The following is a 20,445-nucleotide window of genomic DNA, read 5'->3' on the forward strand; positions in this document are numbered from 1 at the left end:
TCCCGGCCCCGGCGCCCGGCCACTCGCCCCGCGCGTGCCGCTCCCTCTGCCACCCGTGCGCGCCGTGTCGGTGCGGGCCCGCCGGGTACCCGTACCTCCCCGGAGCGGCCCCGGCCGTGCGGGGCCGCAGAGTGCCGTGAATGGAGAACCCATGACACACAACGGGGAGGAGTCCGCGCCGGTCCGGCGTCCGGAGGTCACCGAACTCCGCCTCGCCGCGGACGGGCCCGACCGGTCGGCCGCACCCCCGCCGGACACCCCGGACCTGCCGCACGACCGCAGCCAGGCCATCCTGGAGGCCGCCAAGCAGATCGGCGCGCTCCTCAAACGGGCCGGCCACCCCTTCGCCCTGGCCGGCAGCGTGGCCGTCTACGCCCACGGCGGCAGCCGCTACCTCCAGCACGACGCGGACTTCTGCGTCCTGCCCGAGGACGCCGAGGCGGTGGCCGCCACCCTGCGCGAGGCCGGCCTGCCCATCCGCACCCCGCCGGAGGACTGGCTGATCAAGACCACCTGCCGGGGTGCGAACGTCGACATCATCTTCGCGCTGGCCCACCAGCCGGTCAGCAAGGACCTGCTCGCCCGCGCCCACGTCCTGCCGGTCGACTCCGTGCTGATGCCCGTGCTGTCCCCGACCGATCTGATCCACAGCCTGCTCAGCGCCTTCTCGGAGCACTACTGCGACTTCGGGGCGGTGCTGCCCGTGGCCCGCGCCGTCCGCGAGAAGGTCGACTGGGACGAGGTACGGGCCGCCTGCGGCGGGCAGCCCATGCCGGCCGCCTTTCTCTTCCTGCTCGAACAGCTGAACGTCATCGACCCCCAGGAGGGGCAGCCATGACCGAGGCAAGCCCGTCGCCCCCGCCGGAGGCCGGGAACCTGGACTACCGCGTCGCCCACCTCGCCGACCACCTGGCCGCCGGACCGCTCGGCGAGCTCGGCGTACGGCTGGAACTGCGCGGCGACGCCGTACTGCTCACCGGCACGGTGCCCTCCACCCAGTGCCGGGACGAGATTCTGCACATGGCCCGCGAGGAGCTGGCAGGGCATCCGGTGCACTGCGACCTCATGGTCGCCGGCACCTCCTCGCCCGACCACGGGGAGGACCTGACATGATCCGCGTCGCGGCCGTCGGCGACATCCACATGGGCCCCGAGAGCCAGGGCGCGCTGCGCCCCTCCTTCGAGAGGCTGCCCGAGTGCGCGGACATCCTGCTGCTCGCCGGCGACCTGACCCGGCACGGCACCACGGAGGAGGCCCGGGTCGTCGCCCGGGAGATCAAGGACCTCGGTGTCCCGGTCGTCGCCGTCCTGGGCAACCACGACCACCACGACGAGCGGCCCGAGGAGGTCAGCGCGATCCTCCGGGACGCCGGCGCCCATGTCCTGGAAGGGCAGGCCGTCGCCGTCGCCGCCGACGGGGCCACGATCGGGGTCGCCGGGACCAAGGGATTCGGCGGAGGCTTCGTCGGACGCTGCGCCGGGGAGTTCGGCGAGCCGCTGATGAAGGAGTTCGTCCGCCACACCCGGCGGTGCGCCGACGGTCTGTACGGCGCGCTGAAGGAGCTGGACGAGTGGGGCTGCGACGTCCGGATCGCTCTGACCCACTTCTCCCCGGTGCCGGACACCCTGGCCGGCGAGCCCCCGGAGATCTACCCCTTCCTCGGCAGCTATCTGCTCGCCGAGGCGATCGACACCGCTGGCGCCGACCTCGCCGTGCACGGCCATGCCCACGCCGGCACCGAACACGGCATGACCAGCGGCGGCGTCCGGGTCCGCAACGTGGCCCAACCGGTGATCGGCCAGGCCTTCCACGTCTACCACCTGCCGACGGGGGAGGGCTGAGGGGCCGATCAGACCGCCTGGACGGGGCCCGAGAGGCGGGTCCGACGATGGGCGGCGGGGCTGAGAGGTCGGTCAGGCCCGCCGCGCAACGACGAAGAGGCCGGTCAGGTCGACCGCGCAAGGACGAGGAGGTCGGTCAGGCCGGTCGCGCAAGGACGAGGAGGTCGGTCAGGCCGGTCGCGCAAGGACGAGGAGGTCGGTCAGGCGGCCGTGCCCAGTGCTTCCCGGCCGGTCAGATCGCCGTCCCGCGTGGTCAGCGGGGCCACCGGCAGCGCCTCCCGGCGGCGCCGGACCAGCAGCCCCGCGCCGATCGACCCGGCGATCACCAGACCCCCCGCGACCAGCGCGCCCCGGGCCCCCGCCCACTCCATGAGCAGACCCAGCGCCGGCGGCCCGCCGAGACTCCACACCGTGCCGACGCTGCTCCACACCCCGAGCACCCGGCCCCGCAGATGCGCGGGCGGATCGGTCTGGAGCACGGCCGTACCGGCGGTGTCCGAGACCGACTCCACGACGGCCATCGGCAGCACCAGCACCAGCAGCACCGCCAGCGACGGCGACAGCCCCGCCACCACCTGGAGCAGCGCGCCCGCGGCGGCGAGCAGGCCCACGGTCCGCACGGACGGCCGGCGCAGCCGGGCGCCGAGGACCGCGCCGAGGATCCCGCCGACGGCCAGCACCGTGGAGACCGTGCCGAACGCCCCGGCTCCGCCCGCGAGCGGCCCGGTGACGAGGACGGCCAGGGTCAGGCCGTAGTTGCGGCCGAAGACCGAGCTGAGCCCGGTGATGCCGGCGAGGGCCACCAGCCGCGGCCGGCGCACGAAGAAGCGCAGCCCCTCCCGTACGGTCATCTCCGCGGGCGCCGGTACGGCCGACGCCTCGGCCGCCGACTGCCCGGCACCCCCGCGGACGGGCCGCAGGAACGGTACCACCGACGCCACGAACAGGAACGACACCCCGTTGGCGGCATACGCGGCGCCCGTGCCGAGGAAACCGACGGTCACGCCCGCGAGCGCCGTACCGGCGAGCCGGCCCGCGCTGTGCACGAGGGCGCCCACGCCGATCGCGGACGGCACGTCCTCCACCGGCACGAGATCGTTGCCGAGCAGCGCGCACGCCGGTCCGTCCACGGTGGCGATGACACCGGTCACGGCGGCCAGCACCAGCAGCGCCGGCATGTCGATCCGGTCCAGCGCCACCAGCAGCGCCGTGACGAAGGCCACCGCGCCGAGCAGGGCCTGGCTGACGGTGACCGTCAGCTTCCGGGGCCAGCGGTCCACGGCCGCGCCGCCCAGCAGGCTCACGAAGAGCGCGGGCGCCGCCTGCACGGACATCGACAGCCCGGTCGCCGCGGCCGAGCCGGTGATGTGCAGCACCAGCAGGTTCTGCACCGTGAGCTGCATCCACGTACCGGCGTTGGAGACGAAGTTCGCCGCCGACCACCAGCGCATGCCGCGATGCCGCAGGGAGCGCCAGGGCGAACGCGAGGCGGATGCGGAGCGGGGCGCGGGTGTGGGCGCGGACGTGGGCAGGGCAGGGGCAGCGGACACAGCGGGGTACTCGCCAGAGACACTCGGGGAAGGGACCGGCGAGCCGCGTAGAACCGGCTGCACTGCACGTCCGGGCCGCCTTGGTCAGGGCGCCGACCATGGTGGCAGACGAAGCCCCACAGTGGTCGCCACCCTGCCCTCCGCCGGGTCTGCGCAAGCCCCAAATACCTCCGCCCGTAAGCGACTTGGGCCGAGCGTGTGCTTGCTCACAGGATCCGGGTCCACCCCAGGAGGCCTCAGCGGTTCACGGTGCGCATCCCGGCCTCGTCGTACCGCTCACCCGCCGCGGCCGGCAGCTCGGCATCGATCCGCGCCAGCTCTTCCGCGCTGAGCCGCACCGTCCCGGCGGCGGCGTTCTGCTCCAGGTACTCCCGCCGCTTGGTCCCCGGGATGGGCACCAGATCCTCCCCCTGCGCCAGCACCCAGGCGATCGCCAGCTGGGCCGGGGTGACGTCCTTCTCCGCGGCGATCTCCTTCACCTTCGCCGCGAGCCGCAGGTTCGCCGCCAGGTTGGCGTCGGCGAAGCGGGGGTTCTCGCGCCGCCAGTCGTCCTTGTCCAGCTGCTCCGGCGAGTCGAAGCGGCCGGCGAGGAAGCCACGGCCGAGCGGCGAGTACGGCACGAAGCCGATGCCCAGCTCCCGGCAGGCGGGCAGCACCTCGGCCTCCACGTCCCGCGTCCACAGCGAGTACTCGCTCTGCACCGCGGTGACCGGATGCACCGCGTGGGCCCGCCGGATGGTCTCCGCGCTCGCCTCGCTCAGCCCGATGTACCGCACCTTGCCCTCGGCGACCAGCTCGCCCAGCGCGCCGACCGTCTCCTCGATCGGCACGTCCGGGTCGACCCGGTGCTGGTAGTAGAGGTCGATGTGGTCCGTGCCGAGCCGCTCCAGCGAGCCGTGCACGGAAGCGCGGACATGCTCGGCCGAGCCGTCCTGCGGGCCGACGGTGCTGATGTCGCCCGGCACCGCGTCGTCCATCCGGTAGTTGAACTTCGTGGCGATCACATACTCGTCGCGATGCCCCCGGATCGCCTCGCCGACCAGCGACTCGTTGGTCAGCGGGCCGTACATCTGCGCGGTGTCGAGAAAGGTGACCCCCAGCTCGAGGGCCCGCCGGATGGTCGCGATGCCTTCCTCGCGGTCGGCGGCGCCGTAGAAGGCGGACATGCCCATGCACCCGAGGCCGATGGCCGACACCTGTAGATCCCGCAGACTGCGCTTTTGCATGCGATGTCCCAGCCTTTCCTGCACACTCGACGGTCGTCGTGTACGGCACACGAGGGGCATGCCCTCGTGCGCCGTACGTCTGTGACGCTACGAGTTGGAGCGCTCTCGAAGTCAAGCAACGCTCCGGGGCCGGTCAGGAACCCAGCCGTACCGGGAGTTCGTACAGGTCGTTCTGGGTGACGACCGGCTTGTGGCGCAGCTCGCTCGCGGGCACCGCCAGGTCCAGGCCGGGGAAGCGGGCGTACAGCGCGGGAAGGGCGACCGCGGCCTCCAGACGGGACAGCGCGGCGCCGGGGCAGACGTGGGGGCCGTGGCCGAAGGAGATGTGCCGGTTCCGGCTCTCCCGGGTGATGTCGAACTCCCCGGCGGTCGGGCCGTGGGCGTGCTCGTCGCGGCCGATCGCGGCGTACGACACGATCAGCGCGTCCCCGGCCGGGAGCACCTTGTCGCCGACCGGCACGTCCTCGGTCGCGAACCGGATCAGCACATGCGAGGACGGGGTGGACCAGCGCAGGGTCTCCTCGATCACCGCCGACCAGTCGGCCGCGCCGGACAGCACCAGGGCGCGCTGCTCGGGGTGGGTGGAGAGGTTGACCACGGCGTTGACGATCAGCGAGATCGTCGTCTCGTGGCCGGCCGCCACGATCAGCTGGAGCGTGGAGACGATCTCCTCGTCGGTGAGGCGGTCGCCGTCCTCCGAGGCCAGCACCAGCGCGCTGGTCAGGTCGTCGCCCGGCTCGGCCCGCTTGGCCGCGACCGTCTCGGCCATGATCTGCGCCAGCTCGGTGAGCGTGGCCATGACCTCGTCGCCCGGGGTCAGCGTGGAGAAGAACCGGTCGAACAGGACCCTCAGCCGCGGCAGGCGGGCCGGGTCGAGGCCCATCAGGTCGGCGATGACGTACATGGGCAGCGGGTAGGCGAAGGCCGCCTTCAGATCGACGGTCTCCCCGCTCGCGGGCAGCGCGTCCAGCAGGTCCTGGGTGAGCTTCTCGATGCGCTCGCGCATCCGCTCCACCCGGCGCGGGGTGAGCGCCTGCGCGACCAGGCCGCGCAGCCTGCGGTGGTCGGCGCCGTCCACGGTGAGCATGGAGCGGCCCGGGTTGACCAGGCCGATCAGCGGCCAGTCCGCGGGGATCTCGCCACGCCGCCAGGCGCCCCACACCTCGATGTCCTTCACCAGACGCGGATCGGTGAGCAGCGCCTTGGCCTCCGCGTGGTGGGTGACGGCCCACACCGGGACACCGCCCGGCAGCTCGACGGCGGCGAGCGGACCGGCCGCGCGCAGCGCCGCGCTCTCGCCGTCCAGGTCGGTGACGAAGGGGTCGAGCGCGATCCGGGGGGTTTCGGTACCGGTCGTCATCGTGACATGCCTCCCAGGGCAGGGGTCGGGGTGCTGCGCCGGTCCGGGGGATGGCCCCGGACCCATCGCAGGAGCGGGTGACGCTCGCTCAGAGGGCGGGTACGGGGGTGAACCGCACGGGCAGCTCGGTCAGCCCCCGCAGCCAGGGCGAGGGCCGGCGGGTGAGGGAGTCGGCGGGCCCCGCCAGGTCGATGTCCGGCAGCCGGTCCAGGACCACCTCGATCCCGGTCCGCGCGATCACCTCGGCGATCTCCTGCGCGGGGAACGGACAGCGGTGCTCGCCGTGACCGAACGCGAAGTGCGCGTTGTTGCCGCCGGTCAGCGCGGAGGCGTCGGTGCGCACCTGGGGGTCGGAGTTGGCGCCCTGGAGCCCGAGCAGCAGCAGGTCGCCGGCCTGGATGCGGCGGCCGCCGAGGTGGGTGTCCCGGGCGGCCCAGCGGCCGGCCACGTTCTGGGTGGGGGTGTCCTCCCACAGCACCTCGTTCATCGCCTCGGCGACGCTGTGCCGGCCGCCGAACAGCGAGGCGGCGAACCGGTCGTCGGTGAGCATCAGCCGCAGCGAGTTGCCGATCCAGTCGGCGGTCGGCTGGTGCCCGGCCGCCATCATCACCATCAGGTCCTGGGTGATCTCCTCGGCGGTGAAACCGCTGTCGTCGGCGAGCATCCGGGACACCACGTCGTCGGCGGGCTCCTTCGTCCGGTCGGCGATCAACTGCCCCATGGACGCGGCGAGATGGGCCTGCCCGGCGAGTGCCCGCTCCCGGCCGTCGATCATGTCGTTGAGGGCGGTCACCAGGCCGGGGCCGTCCTCGTCCGGGAAGCCGTACAACCGCGCGAGCACCCGCACCGGCAGCAGCATCGCGTACTGCCCGACCAGATCGGCCTCACCCGCCGTGCACAGCGCGTCGATCAGCTCGTCGGCGAACCGCTCGGCGTGCCGCCGCAGTTCGAACGGGTCCACTGCCTCCAGCGCGCTGCTGATCATCGCGGCGCGCTGCCGGTGCCGTTCGCCGACCGTGTAGAGGATCGAGGGCTGCCTGCGGCCGATCATCGGCAGCAGCGGCCAGTCGGCCGGGATGTTCTCCCACTGGTTCCACAGCTCCGAGTCCCGGCTGAACAGCACCGGGTCGCCGGTGACCTGGTGCAGTTCCCGGTAGCCCAGCACCAGCCAGGCCGGGATGCCGCCGTCGAGCAGCACCGGTACGACGTTGCCGTGATCGCGCCGCATCTCCCGGTACAGCCGGGCGGGTTCGGTCTGGAACCGGGGTCCGCTGAGCGGGACGGCGTCGGGGGTGGTCACACGAACTCCTGTCGGGGCAGGCCCGCCCGCGCGGACGGGTCGGCGTACCGGTGCTTCACATGCTGGACGAGCGTGATCAGGACCTGTTTGCTCGACTCCCGGGAGCGGGCGTCGCAGTCGACCAGCGGTACCTGCGGGTCCAGGTCGAGCGCCTCGCGGACGTCCGCGCCCGCGTGCACCGGCCCGCCGAAGTCGTTGCAGGCCACGATGAACGGGGTCCCGTGGTGCTCCAGCCGGTCGATGGCGTACCAGGAGTCGTCGATCCGCCGGGTGTCGACCAGCACGACCGCGCCGAGCGTGCCGGAGAAGAGCCGGTCCCACAGGAACCAGAACCGCTCCTGGCCGGGCGCGCCGAACAGGTACAGCACATTGTGCGCGTCCAGGCTGATCCGGCCGAAGTCGAAGGCGACCGTGGTGGCGGACTTGCCGCGCACCTGCCGGATGTCGTCCACCGTCGCGCCCGCCTGGGTCATCGTCTCCTCGGTGTTGAGGGGGCGGATCTCGCTGACGGAGCGGACCAGGGTGGTCTTGCCGACGCCGAAGCCGCCCACCACCACGATCTTGAGACCGTTGTCGGCCGAGGCACCCAACGGCGTGCGCGCGCCGGAGAGTTCAGAGATTGCGGAGTCCAACGAGCACCTGCTCCAGGATGTCGGGGTCGGTTATGGCCGGTCTGCGCGGGTGCCGGGCGCTGACACGGCCCGCCGCCAGCAGGTCGCACAGCAGCACCTTGGTGATGCTCACGGGCAGCTTCAGCTCCGCGGCGATCTCCACCACCGAGGTGGGGGAGCGGGTCAGCTTCAGGATCGCCACGTGCTCCGATTGCAGCCCGGCCACCGGCTCCGACTCGGCGACGACAAGGGTGACCAGGTCGAACGGGTTGTCCGGGGCGGTCCGGCTGCGTCCCTGGGTGATCGTGTAGAGACGGTCGGGCGCGTCGTCCCTGCCCGGACGGCTCATGACGTACGCGGCAGCGCGGTCAGGTGCTCGCCGAGCTGCTCCACCAGTTCGCTCATGGTGTGCCCGACGACGCCCGGGTCCGCGTCCTCCGTGGTGACGACGGCCAGATGGGCGCCGGCGCCGGCCTCCACGATGAACAGCACGCCGCCGTAGAACTCGGTCATCGCCGAGCGCACACCGCCGCTGCCGTCGCCGAACTCGACGGACGCCCCGTGCGACAGCGACTGGATGCCGGCGGCTATCGCGGCGAGCTGGTCGGCCTGGTCGACGCTCAGCTCCGGGCTGCGGCACAGCTTCAGCCCGTCCCGGGACAGCACCAGCGCGTGCCGGGCGCCCGGGGTCCTCTCCAGCAGGCCCTCCAGGAGCCAGGTGAGCTTGTCGTCGGCGGTGGTCGGGCCGGTCATGAAGTGGTGTCGCCTTCCGGGTGCGCGTGCGGGTGGGAGGGGACGGCGGGGGAGGAGGAGTCGTCCGCCGCCGCGGTTCCGGGGGGACCGGACGGAATACAGCCCGGTGCGATGGCGCCGCCCGGCACCGCGGTCTCCGCGCCTCCGGGGGAGTCTTGGCGTACGCCGGAGCCGTGGGGGACACCGGTGTCCGCCGGGCGCTGGGTACCGCGGTGGCCCGGCCCCGCGTCCCCGGCCGGCCCGGTCGAGCCGACCGAGGGCCGCTGGTGGGAGTCCCGGCTGTCCGGTGCGGTGGTTGGGGTGGGTCCGGTGGTGCTGGTGGCCGGGTGGGGGCCAGGGGATTGCGTGGGCGCGGCCGAGTCGGCGGTGCCGGAAGCCGGGCCGTGTTCGGCGCCCTCGCCGTCCGGCACCGGGGGCGTGGCTGAGCGGGTTGCTCCGGTGGAGGGTCCGCGCTCGGCGTGTCGGCCGGTGTGTGCAGCGTCGGGGGTGGAGCGGGCCGTGTCGCCGGAGGGCCGGTGTTCCGGGCTGTCCGGCGTGGCGTCCGGGATGGGTCCGGCGGCGCCGGTGGCCGAGCGGAGGCCAGGGGGTTGCGTGGGTGTCGCGGAGCCGGGCGCGTCGGTGTCGGGGCCGTCAGGGTTCGAGGGCGGGGCCGTGGCGGTGGTCTCGGGGCCCCGCTCCTTTGCGGTGGGGCGGACGGCCTGGCGGAAGCTGCTGAAGCGGGCGGCGCGGATCTTGCCCTCGTCGGCGCCGGGCGCGGGCCGGGTCTCGCCGGTGCGGGCCGCCGACCGGGCGCTCTCGGCCTGCGCGAGGGTACGGCCGCGGCGCCGCTTGGGCAGTCCCGCCGGGCCCTCCTCGGCCGGTGCGGCCGGTTCGTGGACCGGGGCGGTGTCGGCGGGCGCCGGAGTCCGGCGCGGCTCGGCGGGCGTGGGCCGCGCCGGGGCGGGCGCCTGCTCGGCCGCGACCGGGCCCGCCAGGATGTCCTGCGGGATCAGCACCAGCACACCGGTGCCACCGCGGGCCGACGGCCGGAAGGACACCTTGAGCCCGTGCTTGCGGGCCAGCCGCCCGACCACGGCCAGCCCGAGCCGGGTGCCGGTCAGACCGCCCAGCTCGGAGACGTCACCGGCCACCGCCCGCTCCGCGCGGCGCAGTTGCACCTCGCCCATCACCAGGCCGCTGTCCTCCACGGACACGATGACCCCGGCCGGGACCTCCTCCACATAGACATGGACCTCGGCGGTCGGCGGCGAGAAGTTCGCGGCGTTGTCGAGGATCTCCGCAAGCGCGTGCATCACCCCCTCGGCGGCATGCCCGGCCACGGCGGTCTCGCTGGCCGAGTGCACCCGCACCCGCCGGTATCCGGCGATCCGCCCCATCGCACCGCGCAGGATCGATTCCATGCCGATGGGCCGCGCCCACCGTCGGCCCGAACGTGCTCCGGTCAGTACGGCGATGGAGTCGGCGAGCCGACCCGCCTGGGCGGTGCGGTGGTCCAGATGGAGCAGATCGGCGAGGACGTCCTCGTCGGTGTGCCGGTCCTCCATCGCCCGCAGGTCGGCGAGCGTGGCCGTGGCCAGAGCCTGCATCCGGGCGGCCGTGTTGGAGGTCGCCGAGACCGCCGCGGCCCGGTCCCGCCTGGCCCGGGTCAGCTCGCCCGTCAGCCGGGCGTTCTCCTGCCGCAGCCGGTCCAGCTCCCGGGTGGCCTGCTGCTCCAGCCGGGCCCGCTCGGCCGCGAACGACTCGGTGAACTCGGCACGCTGCGCGGCGAGTTCGTCGACCAGTCGCTGCCGCTCCTGGCGGGCCTCCTCACCGGTGCGGGCCTGCTGCTGGAGCAGGCGCCCGATGTCCTGGGTGGCGGCGTCCAGCCGCTGCCGGGTGGCGCGCGCGGTCCGCAGGGCGTGCGCGGCCACCGCCACGGCCACGCTCAGCACCACGGCGGCCGCGCCCGCGCCGCCGGCGAGCGGGGCGCGCACCTGGCCCGGCGCCATCGCCACGGCCACGCAGACCACCACCGCGGAGAGTGCACCGGTCACGGCGAAGGCGGGGACGAACGAACGGAGGAAGGGGCGGTCGCCGGGGTGCGTGGGCGCGGTCATCGGTCCGGTCTGGTCCTCGCGGCAGGAGCGGGTGGCTGACGGGCGGGCAGGTGGGGAGCGTGAACTGGCGGTCACTATACGAGAGTTCGCGATCGGATCAGAAAGGTTCGCCGCTCGTTCCAGGAAGTGGACGGTCATATCCGTGCGTTGGCCGTGAACGGGGCGTCTTGAACACGTCGGTACGGGAGGGATGGCTCCCCGGTAGGGGAGGTCGCTCCGCGGTCCGGGATTTCCGCTCTGTACACCTGTGGGTCCTACCACCCGTAAATGATCTTGACGGGCGTCTCCCGGCTCGCAGAACTGTCCCAGGCCGGGGGCGAAGGGGGCGATGGACATTCCCGCACCGGCGCCCATCCACACCCCGGCACCGGCCCCCACCCACACCCGGCACCAGCGACCATCCACACCCGGCACCAGCGACCATCCACGCCCGCACACCCCCCGCGCCGGGGGACCGTTCCGCCGTTCGCGCGACTGTGGCGCCGCACACCCTCACGATGTGACCGTTGTCGCACCTCGACCCCTGCGGGTACCCCCTAGGGTGACCGCGAGGTACGGCAGGGCGTGGCAGACACGATCGTGTGCGTCGCCGACAGGCAGCTGAAGGGAATCCAGGATGTTCCGCAAGGTGCTGGTCGCCAACCGTGGCGAGATCGCGATCCGCGCGTTCCGGGCGGGCTACGAACTCGGCGCGCGTACCGTCGCCGTGTTCCCGCACGAGGACCGCAACTCACTGCACCGGCTCAAGGCCGACGAGGCGTACGAGATCGGCGAGCCGGGCCACCCGGTGCGCGCCTACCTCTCCGTCGAGGAGATCGTGGCCGCCGCCCGCCGGGCCGGCGCGGACGCCGTCTACCCCGGCTACGGCTTTCTGTCCGAGAACCCCGAACTCGCCCGCGCCTGCGAGGAGGCGGGCATCACCTTCGTCGGCCCGAGCGCGGCCACGCTGGAGCTGACCGGGAACAAGGCCCGTGCGGTCGCCGCCGCCCGGGCCGCCGGCGTCCCGGTGCTCGGCTCCTCCGCGCCCTCCACGGACGTCGACGAGCTGGTGCGCGCCGCCGAGGAGATCGGCTTCCCGGTCTTCGTCAAGGCCGTCGCGGGCGGCGGCGGGCGCGGCATGCGCCGCGTCGAGGACCCCGCCCAGTTGCGCGAGTCCATCGAGGCCGCCTCCCGGGAGGCCGCGTCCGCCTTCGGCGATCCGACCGTCTTCCTGGAGAAGGCCGTGGTCGATCCGCGCCACATCGAGGTGCAGATCCTCGCCGACGGCGAGGGCAATGTCATCCACCTCTACGAGCGGGACTGCTCGCTCCAGCGCCGCCACCAGAAGGTCATCGAGCTGGCCCCGGCCCCCAACCTCGACCCCGAGGTACGGCAGCGGATCTGCGACGACGCGGTGCGCTTCGCCCGCGAGATCGGCTACCGCAACGCGGGCACCGTCGAGTTCCTCCTCGACCCCGACGGCAACCACGTCTTCATCGAGATGAACCCGCGCATCCAGGTCGAGCACACCGTCACCGAGGAGGTCACGGACGTCGACCTGGTCCAGGCCCAGCTCCGGATCGCCTCCGGCGAGACCCTCGCCGACCTGGGCCTCGCCCAGGACACCATCACCCTGCGGGGCGCCGCCCTGCAATGCCGTATCACCACCGAGGACCCCGCCAACGGCTTCCGCCCGGACACCGGCCGGATCAGCGCCTACCGCTCGCCGGGCGGCTCCGGCATCCGCCTGGACGGCGGCACCACCCACGCCGGTACGGAGATCAGCGCCCACTTCGACTCGATGCTGGTCAAGCTCACCTGCCGGGGCCGGGACTTCCGCGCCGCCATCGGCCGGGCCCGGCGCGCGGTCGCCGAGTTCCGCATCCGCGGCGTGGCCACCAACATCCCCTTCCTCCAGGCCGTCCTGGACGACCCGGACTTCCAGGCCGGGCGGGTCACCACCTCCTTCATCGAGCAGCGCCCCCATCTGCTCACCGCCCGCTCCTCCGCGGACCGCGGCACCAAGCTGCTCACCTACCTCGCCGACGTCACCGTCAACAAGCCGCACGGCGAACGGCCCGACCTGCCCGACCCGTTGACCAAGCTGCCCCCGCTGCCCGCCGGCGAGCCGCCGGCCGGCTCCCGGCAACGGCTCGTGGCGCTGGGCCCCGAGGGCTTCGCCCGCGACCTGCGCGAGTCGCCGACGCTCGGCGTCACCGACACCACCTTCCGCGACGCCCACCAGTCGCTGCTCGCCACCCGGGTGCGCACCAAGGACCTCCTCGCCGTCGCCCCGGCCGTCGCCCACACCCTGCCGCAGCTGCTGTCCCTGGAGTGCTGGGGCGGCGCCACCTACGACGTGGCGCTGCGCTTCCTCGCCGAGGACCCCTGGGAGCGGCTGGCCGCCCTGCGCGAGGCCGTCCCCAACCTCTGCCTCCAGATGCTGCTGCGCGGCCGCAACACCGTGGGCTACACCCCGTACCCCACGGAGGTGACGGACGCCTTCGTGCAGGAGGCGGCCGCCACCGGCATCGACATCTTCCGCATCTTCGACGCCCTCAACGACGTCGGCCAGATGCGGCCCGCCATCGACGCCGTACGGGAGACGGGCACCGCGATCGCCGAGGTCGCCCTCTGCTACACGGCCGACCTCAACGACCCCGGCGAGCGGCTCTACACCCTCGACTACTATCTGCGCCTCGCCGAGCAGATCGTCGAGGCGGGCGCCCATGTCCTGGCCATCAAGGACATGGCCGGCCTGCTGCGCGCCCCGGCCGCGGCCAAGCTGGTCTCGGCGCTGCGCCGCGAGTTCGACCTGCCCGTGCATCTGCACACCCACGACACGGCAGGCGGCCAGCTGGCCACCTATCTCGCCGCGATCCAGGCGGGCGTCGACGCCGTCGACGGAGCGGTGGCCTCGATGGCCGGGACGACCTCGCAGCCGTCCCTGTCGGCGCTCGTCGCCGCCACCGACCACTCCGAGCGGCCCACCGGGCTGGACCTCCAGGCCGTCGGCGACCTGGAGCCGTACTGGGAGGGCGTACGGAAGATCTACGCCCCCTTCGAGGCGGGCCTGGCCTCCCCGACCGGCCGCGTCTACCACCACGAGATCCCCGGCGGCCAGCTGTCCAACCTGCGCACCCAGGCCGTCGCCCTCGGCCTCGGCGACCGCTTCGAGGACATCGAGGCGATGTACGCGGCCGCCGACCGCATCCTCGGCCGCCTGGTCAAGGTCACCCCGTCCTCCAAGGTGGTCGGCGACCTGGCCCTGCACCTGGTCGGCGCCGGGGTCTCCCCGGACGCCTTCGAGCAGACCCCCGACCGGTTCGACATCCCCGACTCGGTGATCGGCTTCCTCCGCGGCGAGCTGGGCACCCCGCCCGGCGGCTGGCCCGAGCCGTTCCGCACCAAGGCCCTCCAGGGCCGGGCCGCCGCCAGGCCCGCGCCCGAGCTGTCCGCCGAGGACCGCGAGGGGCTGGCGAAGGAGCGCCGGTCGACCCTCAACCGGCTGCTGTTCCCCGCGCCGACGCGCGAGTTCGAGACGCACCGCCAGACCTTCGGCGACACCAGCATCCTGGACAGCAAGGACTTCTTCTACGGTCTGCGCCCGGGCAAGGAGTACGCCGTCGATCTCGAGCCCGGGGTGCGGCTGCTGATCGAGCTCCAGGCGATCGGCGAGGCCGACGAGCGCGGTATGCGCACGGTGATGTCCACGCTCAACGGCCAGCTGCGGCCCATCCAGGTCCGGGACCGTGCCGCGGCCTCCGACCTGCCGGTGACGGAGAAGGCCGACCGCGCCAACCCGGGCCATGTGGCGGCCCCGTTCGCCGGTGTGGTGACCCTCGCGGTCGCCGAGGGCGACGAGGTGGCGGCCGGTGCCACGATCGCCACCATCGAGGCGATGAAGATGGAGGCCACGATCACCGCGCCGAAGGCGGGCCGGGTGGCGCGGCTTGCCATCAACCGCATCCAGCAGGTGGAGGGCGGCGACCTGCTGGCCGAGATCGCCTGAGACACCGTGCGCCGCGGCCGGAGACTTCGGCCGCGGCACCCTGGCAGGGCTTCAGCTGCGGTGTATGTGGTCCGGGGCGTCAGTCCCAGAGCGGGTAGACCATGACCGGCTGGAAGCCTTCCGGCCGGTCGGCGGTGTAGGTCAGGCTCATCCGGGTGTAGTGCTCCAGGCCCGGATGCTTCTTCCAGGGCTTGGGGCCGTCGAGCCGGACGGTCACCGGATAGGAGTGGAAGCGGCCGGCCGCGCAGTACGGCTTGCAGTCGTTGACCATGTTGACGCCCGTCGCGGTGGCCGCACCCCGGCTCCACGCGGTCCAGTGCAGTCCGACGAGGCGGCTGTTGCCGTCGCCGCAGGCCAGGATGAAGTCCGTCGGCCGGACATTGCGGTGCCACAGGCAGTCGACCAGGACGGGCCGTGCCGGGCCGTCCTGTGCGGTCGCGCTGGCCGGGGGCGCGCTGGCCGAGGCCGTCGTCATGGCCGCTGTCAGCATGGCTCCCGCCGCGAGGGTGACCACCGTTCCCACCACTGATCCGCGCATGGCCGCTCCCACCCGTCGTGCTGTGTCCGACCGTGCCCCCGACGCTACGACCGTACGGCCGTTTGCACCAGTCGCGCAGGTCGGACCGCGTGTCAGCCGTGCCGGACGGTCAGCCCGTAGAAGGCGACGCGGGCGCCGTCCACGGTGCTGTCGGAGGAGGACTGGTTGTAGGCGCCGGCCTTGAAGTACTGCTTGTACTGCCGGAAGGACGAGGCGATGGGGTAGTGGGTCGTCGTACCGTTCACGGTCAGGTCGATGGTGGTGCCGCCGGAGACGGCGATGGTGTAGCTCCAGGTTCTGCCGACCGGCACATGGCCGACCGGGTGCGGGGTCTGGCCGCCGGAGGGCGAGTCCTCGGTGCCGAGGACGATGTCCCCGTTCGCGTGGTAGTACAGCTCCAGCAGTGGCTTGGTGGAGGAGCCGCCGGTGCCGAGGTGGATCTGGCCCACGCAGACGTTCTTGGTCACCGACACCACCCGCAGGGTCGCGCTCATCCGGTGCGCCCCGCCGAGCGCCCAGTCGGCCGGGCTGCCGTCACGGTTCGTCTCGCGCAGCTCGGAACGGGCGTAGTGCGAGTTCGGGGTGGTGACGCCCTTCTCAGGTGCCCAGAACGTCATCGCGCCGTCGCGGGGGTCCGTGGAGAAATAGGCGTCCTGGTAGCCGTTCGGCCCCTGGAGCCGGGAGGACGGGATGGTGGTGGGGCTGCCGGGGGAGCCGACCGGCTCCTGGAGCTCCCAGACGGAGAGGTCGAAGGTGCCGCCGGGAGCGGGCCGCGTACCGGCGGCGGCCGCGCCGCCGGAGTCGAGAAGGGTGAGGGCGAGGGCGAGGACCGCGGTGGCCGTCGCCGTGCGGAGCCGGGAGCGGGTCATGTGGGGGTCCCTTCATCGGACCAAGGATGCGTTCAGTCACATGAACACTGAACGCATCCTTGGTCATCGGTGACCCGTGAACCTAAAGGTCTGAACCAAACACGTCAAGAGGGTCAGCAGCTGCCCTCGTCCTGCCAGGGACCCCACTCGGAGGCGCCGGGCACCTCGTTCTGGGTCCACCACTTGGCCTTCCAGTTGTGCTTGTTGTACGAGACCTCGTTCCCGGCGGTGTACACGGCGGAGGAGCTCCAGGCCGTCTTGCAGGAGGTGGGGGTGGGCGTCGGCGTGGGGGTCGGGGTCGGGGTCGGCGTCGGGCTCGGCGGGGTGGCGCCGGCGAACCTCACCGAGTACGTGGCGAACTCCCAGGGCTTCTGCGCCACGCTCGAGCATGTCCCGGACGTACGGCCCCCGTTGTCGACCGGGTCGCACTGCCGGTCGCGGTTGAGCGACCAGAAGGTGAACCGGTCCATGGAGTGGCTCGTCGCGTAGTCCAGCACGGTCTGGAAGTCCGCCTGGGTGAAGTACTCGCCGGTGTCGCTGCGGCCGTTCATGCCGGAGAAGCCCTCGTGGGCGTAGGCGGTCGCCTCGTCCCAGCCGAAGGTGGACCGCAGGATGGAGTTGAAGTTGGTGAGCGCGCTGGTCTGGCTCGCCCCTCCGCTGAAGCCGCCGTCGAACGGCATGATGGAGAAGTTGTTCGGCGTGAATCCCTGGGACTTGGCCTCCAGCAGCATCTGCTTGCCGAACCAGCCGGTGCCGTCCGCCGTACCCGCCGTCGTCACCGAGACATAGAGCCCGGGGTTGTTCTGCTGGAGGATCTTCGCGGCGCCGATCTCGTTCTTGATGGCCGCGCTGTTCTCGTACTCCGGCTCCTCCAGGTCGAAGTCGATGGCGTGCAGCCCGTACTTGGTGATGACCTGCTGGTAGGCCGCCGCCGTCGACGCCGCGTCCGCGCAGGCCTGGCCGAGCTTCGTGCCGCCGTAGCCGCCGATGGAGACCGACACGTCACCGCCCTTGCTCCGGATGGTGCCGATCATCGACTGTACGGCGGTGTCCGAGGAGACGGCCGCGGTGCCGCCCCAGGTCGGCGAGCAGCCGCCGCCGTCGGGCGCCAGGATGAACGCCAGCTGGAAGGCCTTCAGGCCGGTCGCGTCCATGATGGCGGCCGGGTCCGGCGGGTTGTTGTCCAGCGGCATCAGATAGGGCGCGGCGGCGTACCAGCGGTTGCTCAGCGCGGTGGTGGCGCCCGAGGCGCTGCCCGCCACGAACGCGGTGGTGCCGGCGGCGGCGAGCGTCACGGCCGCCGCCGCGCCCAGACAGGCCCGAAGAGGTCTCATTGCGTGCCTCCCAGAGGGGTGGGGTGGGGAGTCGCCCCAGGCTCTGGGAGGTGAAGCGGTCACGTCAATAAGTTGGACTAGACCAACACTCGCTTTGGACTAGACCATACGATTGCTTTACCTCCCGTCGACCAGCCGCAGGGCGAAGCCCCGGTCGAGCGGCAGCATCGCGGTGCTGACGGTGGTGACGTGGGTGGCGGGGTCGTAGGACCAGGCGGTGTCCGGCAGCCGGCGTCCGTCGAGCAGCACCCGTGCGGGCGCCCCGGTGCCGTGGACCGTGAACCGGTACGTGCGCGCGTCCACCTTGCCCGCGTACGCGCCCCGGCTCGCACCGACGGAGACGGCCGTGCCGTCGGCGTCCCGCTGCACCGAGACCCGCTGCGTGGCCGCAGCCCCGCCGGCGAAGTCACGGGTCACGCCGTCGTCCTCGTACAGGGTGTAGCGGCTGCTGCCGTGGGCCGCCGGATACAGGTCCCAGTCCAGCTCGTGCCGGTCCCGGGTCTGCCAGCTCGTGGTGCCCTTCGGCCACATGGGGACCACCGCCCCCTCGCGCACGAACAACGGCAGGGTGTCCAGCGGGGCGTGATAGCCGTTCAGGGTGGTCGGGCCCCGGTAGGTGCGCCCGGTCCAGTAGTCGGTCCAGGTGCCCTTCGGGAGGTAGATGCCGTCGCGGGTGTCGGAGTCCTGGTAGACCGGGGCCACCAGGAAGTCCGGACCGGACAGGAACTCGTACTGCGCCTGGGCGCCCAGCGTCGCCGGGTCGTCCGGGTACTCCAGCCAGAGCGGACGCACCGCGCCCACACCCGTCTTCGCCGCCTCGGCCGACAGGGTGTACATGTACGGCAGCAGCCGCTCCTTCAGCTGGAGGTAGCTGCGGTTGACGGAGGTGTACGGCTCGCCGTCGCGCCAGGGCTGCTGGTCGGCGGGCTGCTTGGTGGTGAGGTCGGTGGCCCAGCCGTCCATGGTCATGATCGCCGGCAGGAACGCCTTCCACTGGAGGTCGCGGGTGTACATCTTCGCGTCGTGGCGGTAGATGCTGCCCACGTCACCGGTGTCGTAGGCGATGCCCGACAGGGTCGCCCCGGCGTAGGTCGGGATCTGCCAGCGGATGTAGTCCCAGGACAGCTTCTGGTCGCCGCTCCACAGCACCCCGCAGCGCTGCGCCCCCGCCCAGGACACCGGCAGCCAGACGAACCCGCGGGCGTCGCTGTTGTCCTCGATGCCCTTCTTGGCCGCGTCGCAGGCGTCCAGCGCGAACTTGTAGCCGTTGCCCACCCAGGCCACGTCCAGCTTGGCCACCCGCTGGCCGGCCTTGACCTGGTCGGCGAGCTTGCCGATGCCGTCCTGGGTCCACAGGCCGAGCTGGGTGTGGTGGTCCTGGAGGCCCTTCGCGGTCTGCTCCAGGTTCTCGTGCCCGCAGCCGTAGCCGTCGTTGACCAGCATCCAGCCCAGCGGCATCCGGTTCTCGGTGTACTGGTCGGCGATCTTCAGCGCGTCCAGGGTGTGCCGTTCGCCCCGGTTGGCGTTGTGCAGGTAGCAGTCGGAGTCGCCCGGCTCCAGGCCGTAGACCGGCGGCATGAACGGCCTGCCGACCAGTGCCGTGTACTTCCCGATCACCTGCTTGGCGTCACCGAGGAAGTAGTAGGCGTCCAGCCGCCGTTCCTGCTGGCCGGTGGTGACCGGGTCGCCGAAGGTGTACACGCCCGGCGCGAAGGTGTTGCGGAAGACGCCGTAGCCCGCGCTGGAGAGGTAGAACGGCTGGGAGTTGTTGTAGCCGCCCTCGTTCCAGTCGAAGCTGTTGGCCACGTACATGGTCTGCCCGCGGTGGGAGAAGCTGCCGTTCTGCTCGCCGCCGCCGAAGAACTGCTCGTCCGCGCCCCGGCCGAGGCTCTGCCGCATCCCCCCGGTGGACCAGCGCAGCGGCTTGTCCTCCTGCCAGATCCGGGTGCGGTTGTCGGGCTTGTACAGACCGAACCGCAGCGGCTTCTTGTACACGCGCAGTACGGCCTCCGGGGAGCGGATGCCGTAGTAGTCGCCCGCGTCGAAGGACGAGGTGTGCCGCTGGAGGGCGGGCCGGTCGCGCACGATGGCGGTGCCCGCCGGGTCGCTCAGCGAGCCGGACGGGTCGGCCTGGAGCCGCAGCCGGCCTCCCGTCAGGAAGTCGGCGCGGGCCAGCAGTTGCCCGGCCCGCACGGTGTAGCTGCCGTCGCGGCCGGAGAAGGCCGTGAGGTCGCCGGCGTCCGTGGTCGCGGGCAGATAGGCGCTGCCCGTGAAGGAGTCGTCGTGCACGTCGTACGGCACCACCACCACGTGGTACGTGCCCGAGGCGCGCGGGATCACCGTGGCCTCGGGGTCCGCCGTGCCCGCGCTGGAGGCCACCTGCTTGCCCTGGCCGTCGTACACGTACAGGTCGAAGTCGTCGGAGGGGCGCGCCCAGTTGATCGACAGGGGGACGCCGCCCTCGGGGTTGTCGTCCCAGTAGCCGTCCGGCACCGAGACGGTCAGGTCGAAGCGGTCGCAGACCTTGTTGTCGGGGTCGGTCGCGGCGTCGGGGCAGTTCTCCGGGCCGCCGCCGGTGCCCTTGGCGTAGACCGGGCTCTGCCAGCCGACGCTGCTGTGGGCCGGGTCCAGGACGGCGCCGGATGCGGTGGCGGCGGCCCGGGCGGGTGCCGGCGTGGCCAGCAGCGCCCCGGCCAGGGCGGTCGCCAGCCCCAGCGGCACCCAGGCCGGCCACGGCACACCCCGGCGCAGTCTTCGTGGTCTCTGCACGGCGGAACAGCTCCCCTCGCGACATTGCGGACTGACTGTTCTTGCTCGGTGTGCTTGGAAGCGCTCGAAATGCGCTTCAATCAAGCAACTTCACGCACGAAGACTCGGAGTCGAAGCAGGTTCATGTCAATACCGCGGACGGACCGGACCGGGGCGCTCTTGACAGGGTGCGTCTGTTTCGCGACGTTTGAGCATCAGCGCGTCTTG

The 20,445-nt window shown here is 72.5% G+C and carries 16 protein-coding genes; 4 read left to right on the top strand and 12 right to left on the bottom strand.

Going from position 1 to position 20,445, the window contains the following annotated elements; translation table 11 throughout:
* Positions 1-151 precede the first annotated feature (151 nt).
* The 3 genes from ACFVIU_RS13820 to ACFVIU_RS13830 are packed head-to-tail and all read left to right on the top strand — an operon-like array spanning position 152 to position 1,841.
* Positions 152-838 (top strand): hypothetical protein, encoded by a 687-nt coding sequence (locus ACFVIU_RS13820; RefSeq protein WP_385842590.1) that lies wholly within the window; start codon positions 152-154, stop codon positions 836-838.
* Complete coding sequence (locus ACFVIU_RS13825; protein ID WP_385842591.1) at positions 835-1,113, top strand: BON domain-containing protein; 279 nt, start codon at positions 835-837, stop codon at positions 1,111-1,113. Before ACFVIU_RS13820 ends, ACFVIU_RS13825 begins: the two co-directional genes overlap by 4 nt.
* The gene (locus ACFVIU_RS13830; RefSeq protein WP_385842592.1) at positions 1,110-1,841 is read left to right on the top strand and encodes a metallophosphoesterase; all 732 of its coding nucleotides are present in this window, start codon (positions 1,110-1,112) and stop codon (positions 1,839-1,841) included. The genes ACFVIU_RS13825 and ACFVIU_RS13830 overlap by 4 nt, the downstream gene beginning before the upstream one ends.
* Positions 1,842-2,041: 200 nt before the next feature.
* Here ACFVIU_RS13830 and ACFVIU_RS13835 read toward each other — a convergent pair whose 3' ends face one another.
* The 8 genes from ACFVIU_RS13835 to ACFVIU_RS13870 all read right to left on the bottom strand — a co-directional run bounded on the left by ACFVIU_RS13835 (position 2,042) and on the right by ACFVIU_RS13870 (position 10,737).
* Positions 2,042-3,292: an MFS transporter gene (locus ACFVIU_RS13835; RefSeq protein ID WP_385842593.1), complete on the bottom strand. Its 1,251-nt coding sequence runs from the start codon at positions 3,290-3,292 to the stop codon at positions 2,042-2,044.
* 335 nt (positions 3,293-3,627) lie between these two features.
* A complete protein-coding gene (locus ACFVIU_RS13840) occupies positions 3,628-4,617 on the bottom strand; it encodes an aldo/keto reductase (RefSeq protein WP_385842594.1) in 990 nt (329 codons plus the stop codon).
* Between the two features lie 133 nt (positions 4,618-4,750).
* Positions 4,751-5,977, bottom strand: a complete 1,227-nt coding sequence (locus ACFVIU_RS13845) for a cytochrome P450 (RefSeq protein WP_385842595.1) — start codon at positions 5,975-5,977, stop codon at positions 4,751-4,753.
* An 88-nt stretch (positions 5,978-6,065) separates the two neighbouring features.
* Entirely contained in the window at positions 6,066-7,277 is a 1,212-nt protein-coding gene (locus tag ACFVIU_RS13850) for a cytochrome P450 (RefSeq protein WP_385842596.1), read from the bottom strand.
* A complete protein-coding gene (locus tag ACFVIU_RS13855; RefSeq protein ID WP_385842598.1) occupies positions 7,274-7,909 on the bottom strand; it encodes an ATP/GTP-binding protein in 636 nt (211 codons plus the stop codon). Before ACFVIU_RS13855 ends, ACFVIU_RS13850 begins: the two co-directional genes overlap by 4 nt.
* Positions 7,890-8,237 carry a DUF742 domain-containing protein gene (locus ACFVIU_RS13860; protein ID WP_385842599.1) on the bottom strand — a complete coding sequence of 116 codons (348 nt, stop codon included), beginning with the start codon at positions 8,235-8,237 and terminating at the stop codon, positions 7,890-7,892. The genes ACFVIU_RS13855 and ACFVIU_RS13860 overlap by 20 nt, the downstream gene beginning before the upstream one ends.
* A complete protein-coding gene (locus ACFVIU_RS13865) occupies positions 8,234-8,641 on the bottom strand; it encodes a roadblock/LC7 domain-containing protein (RefSeq protein ID WP_385842600.1) in 408 nt (135 codons plus the stop codon). Before ACFVIU_RS13865 ends, ACFVIU_RS13860 begins: the two co-directional genes overlap by 4 nt.
* Entirely contained in the window at positions 8,638-10,737 is a 2,100-nt protein-coding gene (locus tag ACFVIU_RS13870) for an ATP-binding protein (protein ID WP_385842601.1), read from the bottom strand. Before ACFVIU_RS13870 ends, ACFVIU_RS13865 begins: the two co-directional genes overlap by 4 nt.
* 616 nt (positions 10,738-11,353) lie before the next feature.
* On the opposite strand from ACFVIU_RS13870, the gene ACFVIU_RS13875 reads away from it, so the two are divergent.
* Entirely contained in the window at positions 11,354-14,728 is a 3,375-nt protein-coding gene (locus ACFVIU_RS13875; protein WP_385842602.1) for a pyruvate carboxylase, read from the top strand.
* Between the two features lie 79 nt (positions 14,729-14,807).
* On the opposite strand, the gene ACFVIU_RS13880 is transcribed toward ACFVIU_RS13875, so the two are convergent.
* The 4 genes from ACFVIU_RS13880 to ACFVIU_RS13895 form a co-directional block, all read right to left on the bottom strand.
* A complete protein-coding gene (locus ACFVIU_RS13880) occupies positions 14,808-15,266 on the bottom strand; it encodes a hypothetical protein (protein WP_385842603.1) in 459 nt (152 codons plus the stop codon).
* A gap of 92 nt (positions 15,267-15,358) precedes the next feature.
* Positions 15,359-16,135 carry a polysaccharide lyase family 7 protein gene (locus ACFVIU_RS13885; protein WP_385842604.1) on the bottom strand — a complete coding sequence of 259 codons (777 nt, stop codon included), beginning with the start codon at positions 16,133-16,135 and terminating at the stop codon, positions 15,359-15,361.
* Between the two features lie 113 nt (positions 16,136-16,248).
* Positions 16,249-17,469, bottom strand: a complete 1,221-nt coding sequence (locus tag ACFVIU_RS13890) for a carbohydrate-binding protein (protein ID WP_385842605.1) — start codon at positions 17,467-17,469, stop codon at positions 16,249-16,251.
* A 117-nt stretch (positions 17,470-17,586) separates the two neighbouring features.
* Entirely contained in the window at positions 17,587-20,238 is a 2,652-nt protein-coding gene (locus ACFVIU_RS13895) for a TIM-barrel domain-containing protein (protein ID WP_385842607.1), read from the bottom strand.
* Positions 20,239-20,445: the final 207 nt, after the last annotated feature.

Origin of the sequence: Streptomyces sp. NPDC127190, assembly GCF_042672505.1 — a bacterium.
GTDB lineage: Bacteria > Actinomycetota > Actinomycetes > Streptomycetales > Streptomycetaceae > Streptomyces.

Excerpts from the sequence above, each read along its gene's own strand:
- ACFVIU_RS13865 (WP_385842600.1), bottom strand. The coding sequence starts at position 8,641 with ATGACCGGCCCGACCACCGCCGACGACAAGCTCACCTGGCTCCTGGAG.
- ACFVIU_RS13845 (WP_385842595.1), bottom strand. The coding sequence starts at position 5,977 with ATGACGACCGGTACCGAAACCCCCCGGATCGCGCTCGACCCCTTCGTC.
- ACFVIU_RS13875 (WP_385842602.1), top strand. The coding sequence starts at position 11,354 with ATGTTCCGCAAGGTGCTGGTCGCCAACCGTGGCGAGATCGCGATCCGC.
- ACFVIU_RS13830 (WP_385842592.1), top strand. The coding sequence starts at position 1,110 with ATGATCCGCGTCGCGGCCGTCGGCGACATCCACATGGGCCCCGAGAGC.
- ACFVIU_RS13820 (WP_385842590.1), top strand. The coding sequence starts at position 152 with ATGACACACAACGGGGAGGAGTCCGCGCCGGTCCGGCGTCCGGAGGTC.
- ACFVIU_RS13825 (WP_385842591.1), top strand. The coding sequence starts at position 835 with ATGACCGAGGCAAGCCCGTCGCCCCCGCCGGAGGCCGGGAACCTGGAC.
- ACFVIU_RS13890 (WP_385842605.1), bottom strand. The coding sequence starts at position 17,469 with ATGAGACCTCTTCGGGCCTGTCTGGGCGCGGCGGCGGCCGTGACGCTC.
- ACFVIU_RS13835 (WP_385842593.1), bottom strand. The coding sequence starts at position 3,292 with ATGCGCTGGTGGTCGGCGGCGAACTTCGTCTCCAACGCCGGTACGTGG.
- ACFVIU_RS13870 (WP_385842601.1), bottom strand. The coding sequence starts at position 10,737 with ATGACCGCGCCCACGCACCCCGGCGACCGCCCCTTCCTCCGTTCGTTC.
- ACFVIU_RS13880 (WP_385842603.1), bottom strand. The coding sequence starts at position 15,266 with ATGCGCGGATCAGTGGTGGGAACGGTGGTCACCCTCGCGGCGGGAGCC.
- ACFVIU_RS13885 (WP_385842604.1), bottom strand. The coding sequence starts at position 16,135 with ATGACCCGCTCCCGGCTCCGCACGGCGACGGCCACCGCGGTCCTCGCC.
- ACFVIU_RS13840 (WP_385842594.1), bottom strand. The coding sequence starts at position 4,617 with ATGCAAAAGCGCAGTCTGCGGGATCTACAGGTGTCGGCCATCGGCCTC.
- ACFVIU_RS13860 (WP_385842599.1), bottom strand. The coding sequence starts at position 8,237 with ATGAGCCGTCCGGGCAGGGACGACGCGCCCGACCGTCTCTACACGATC.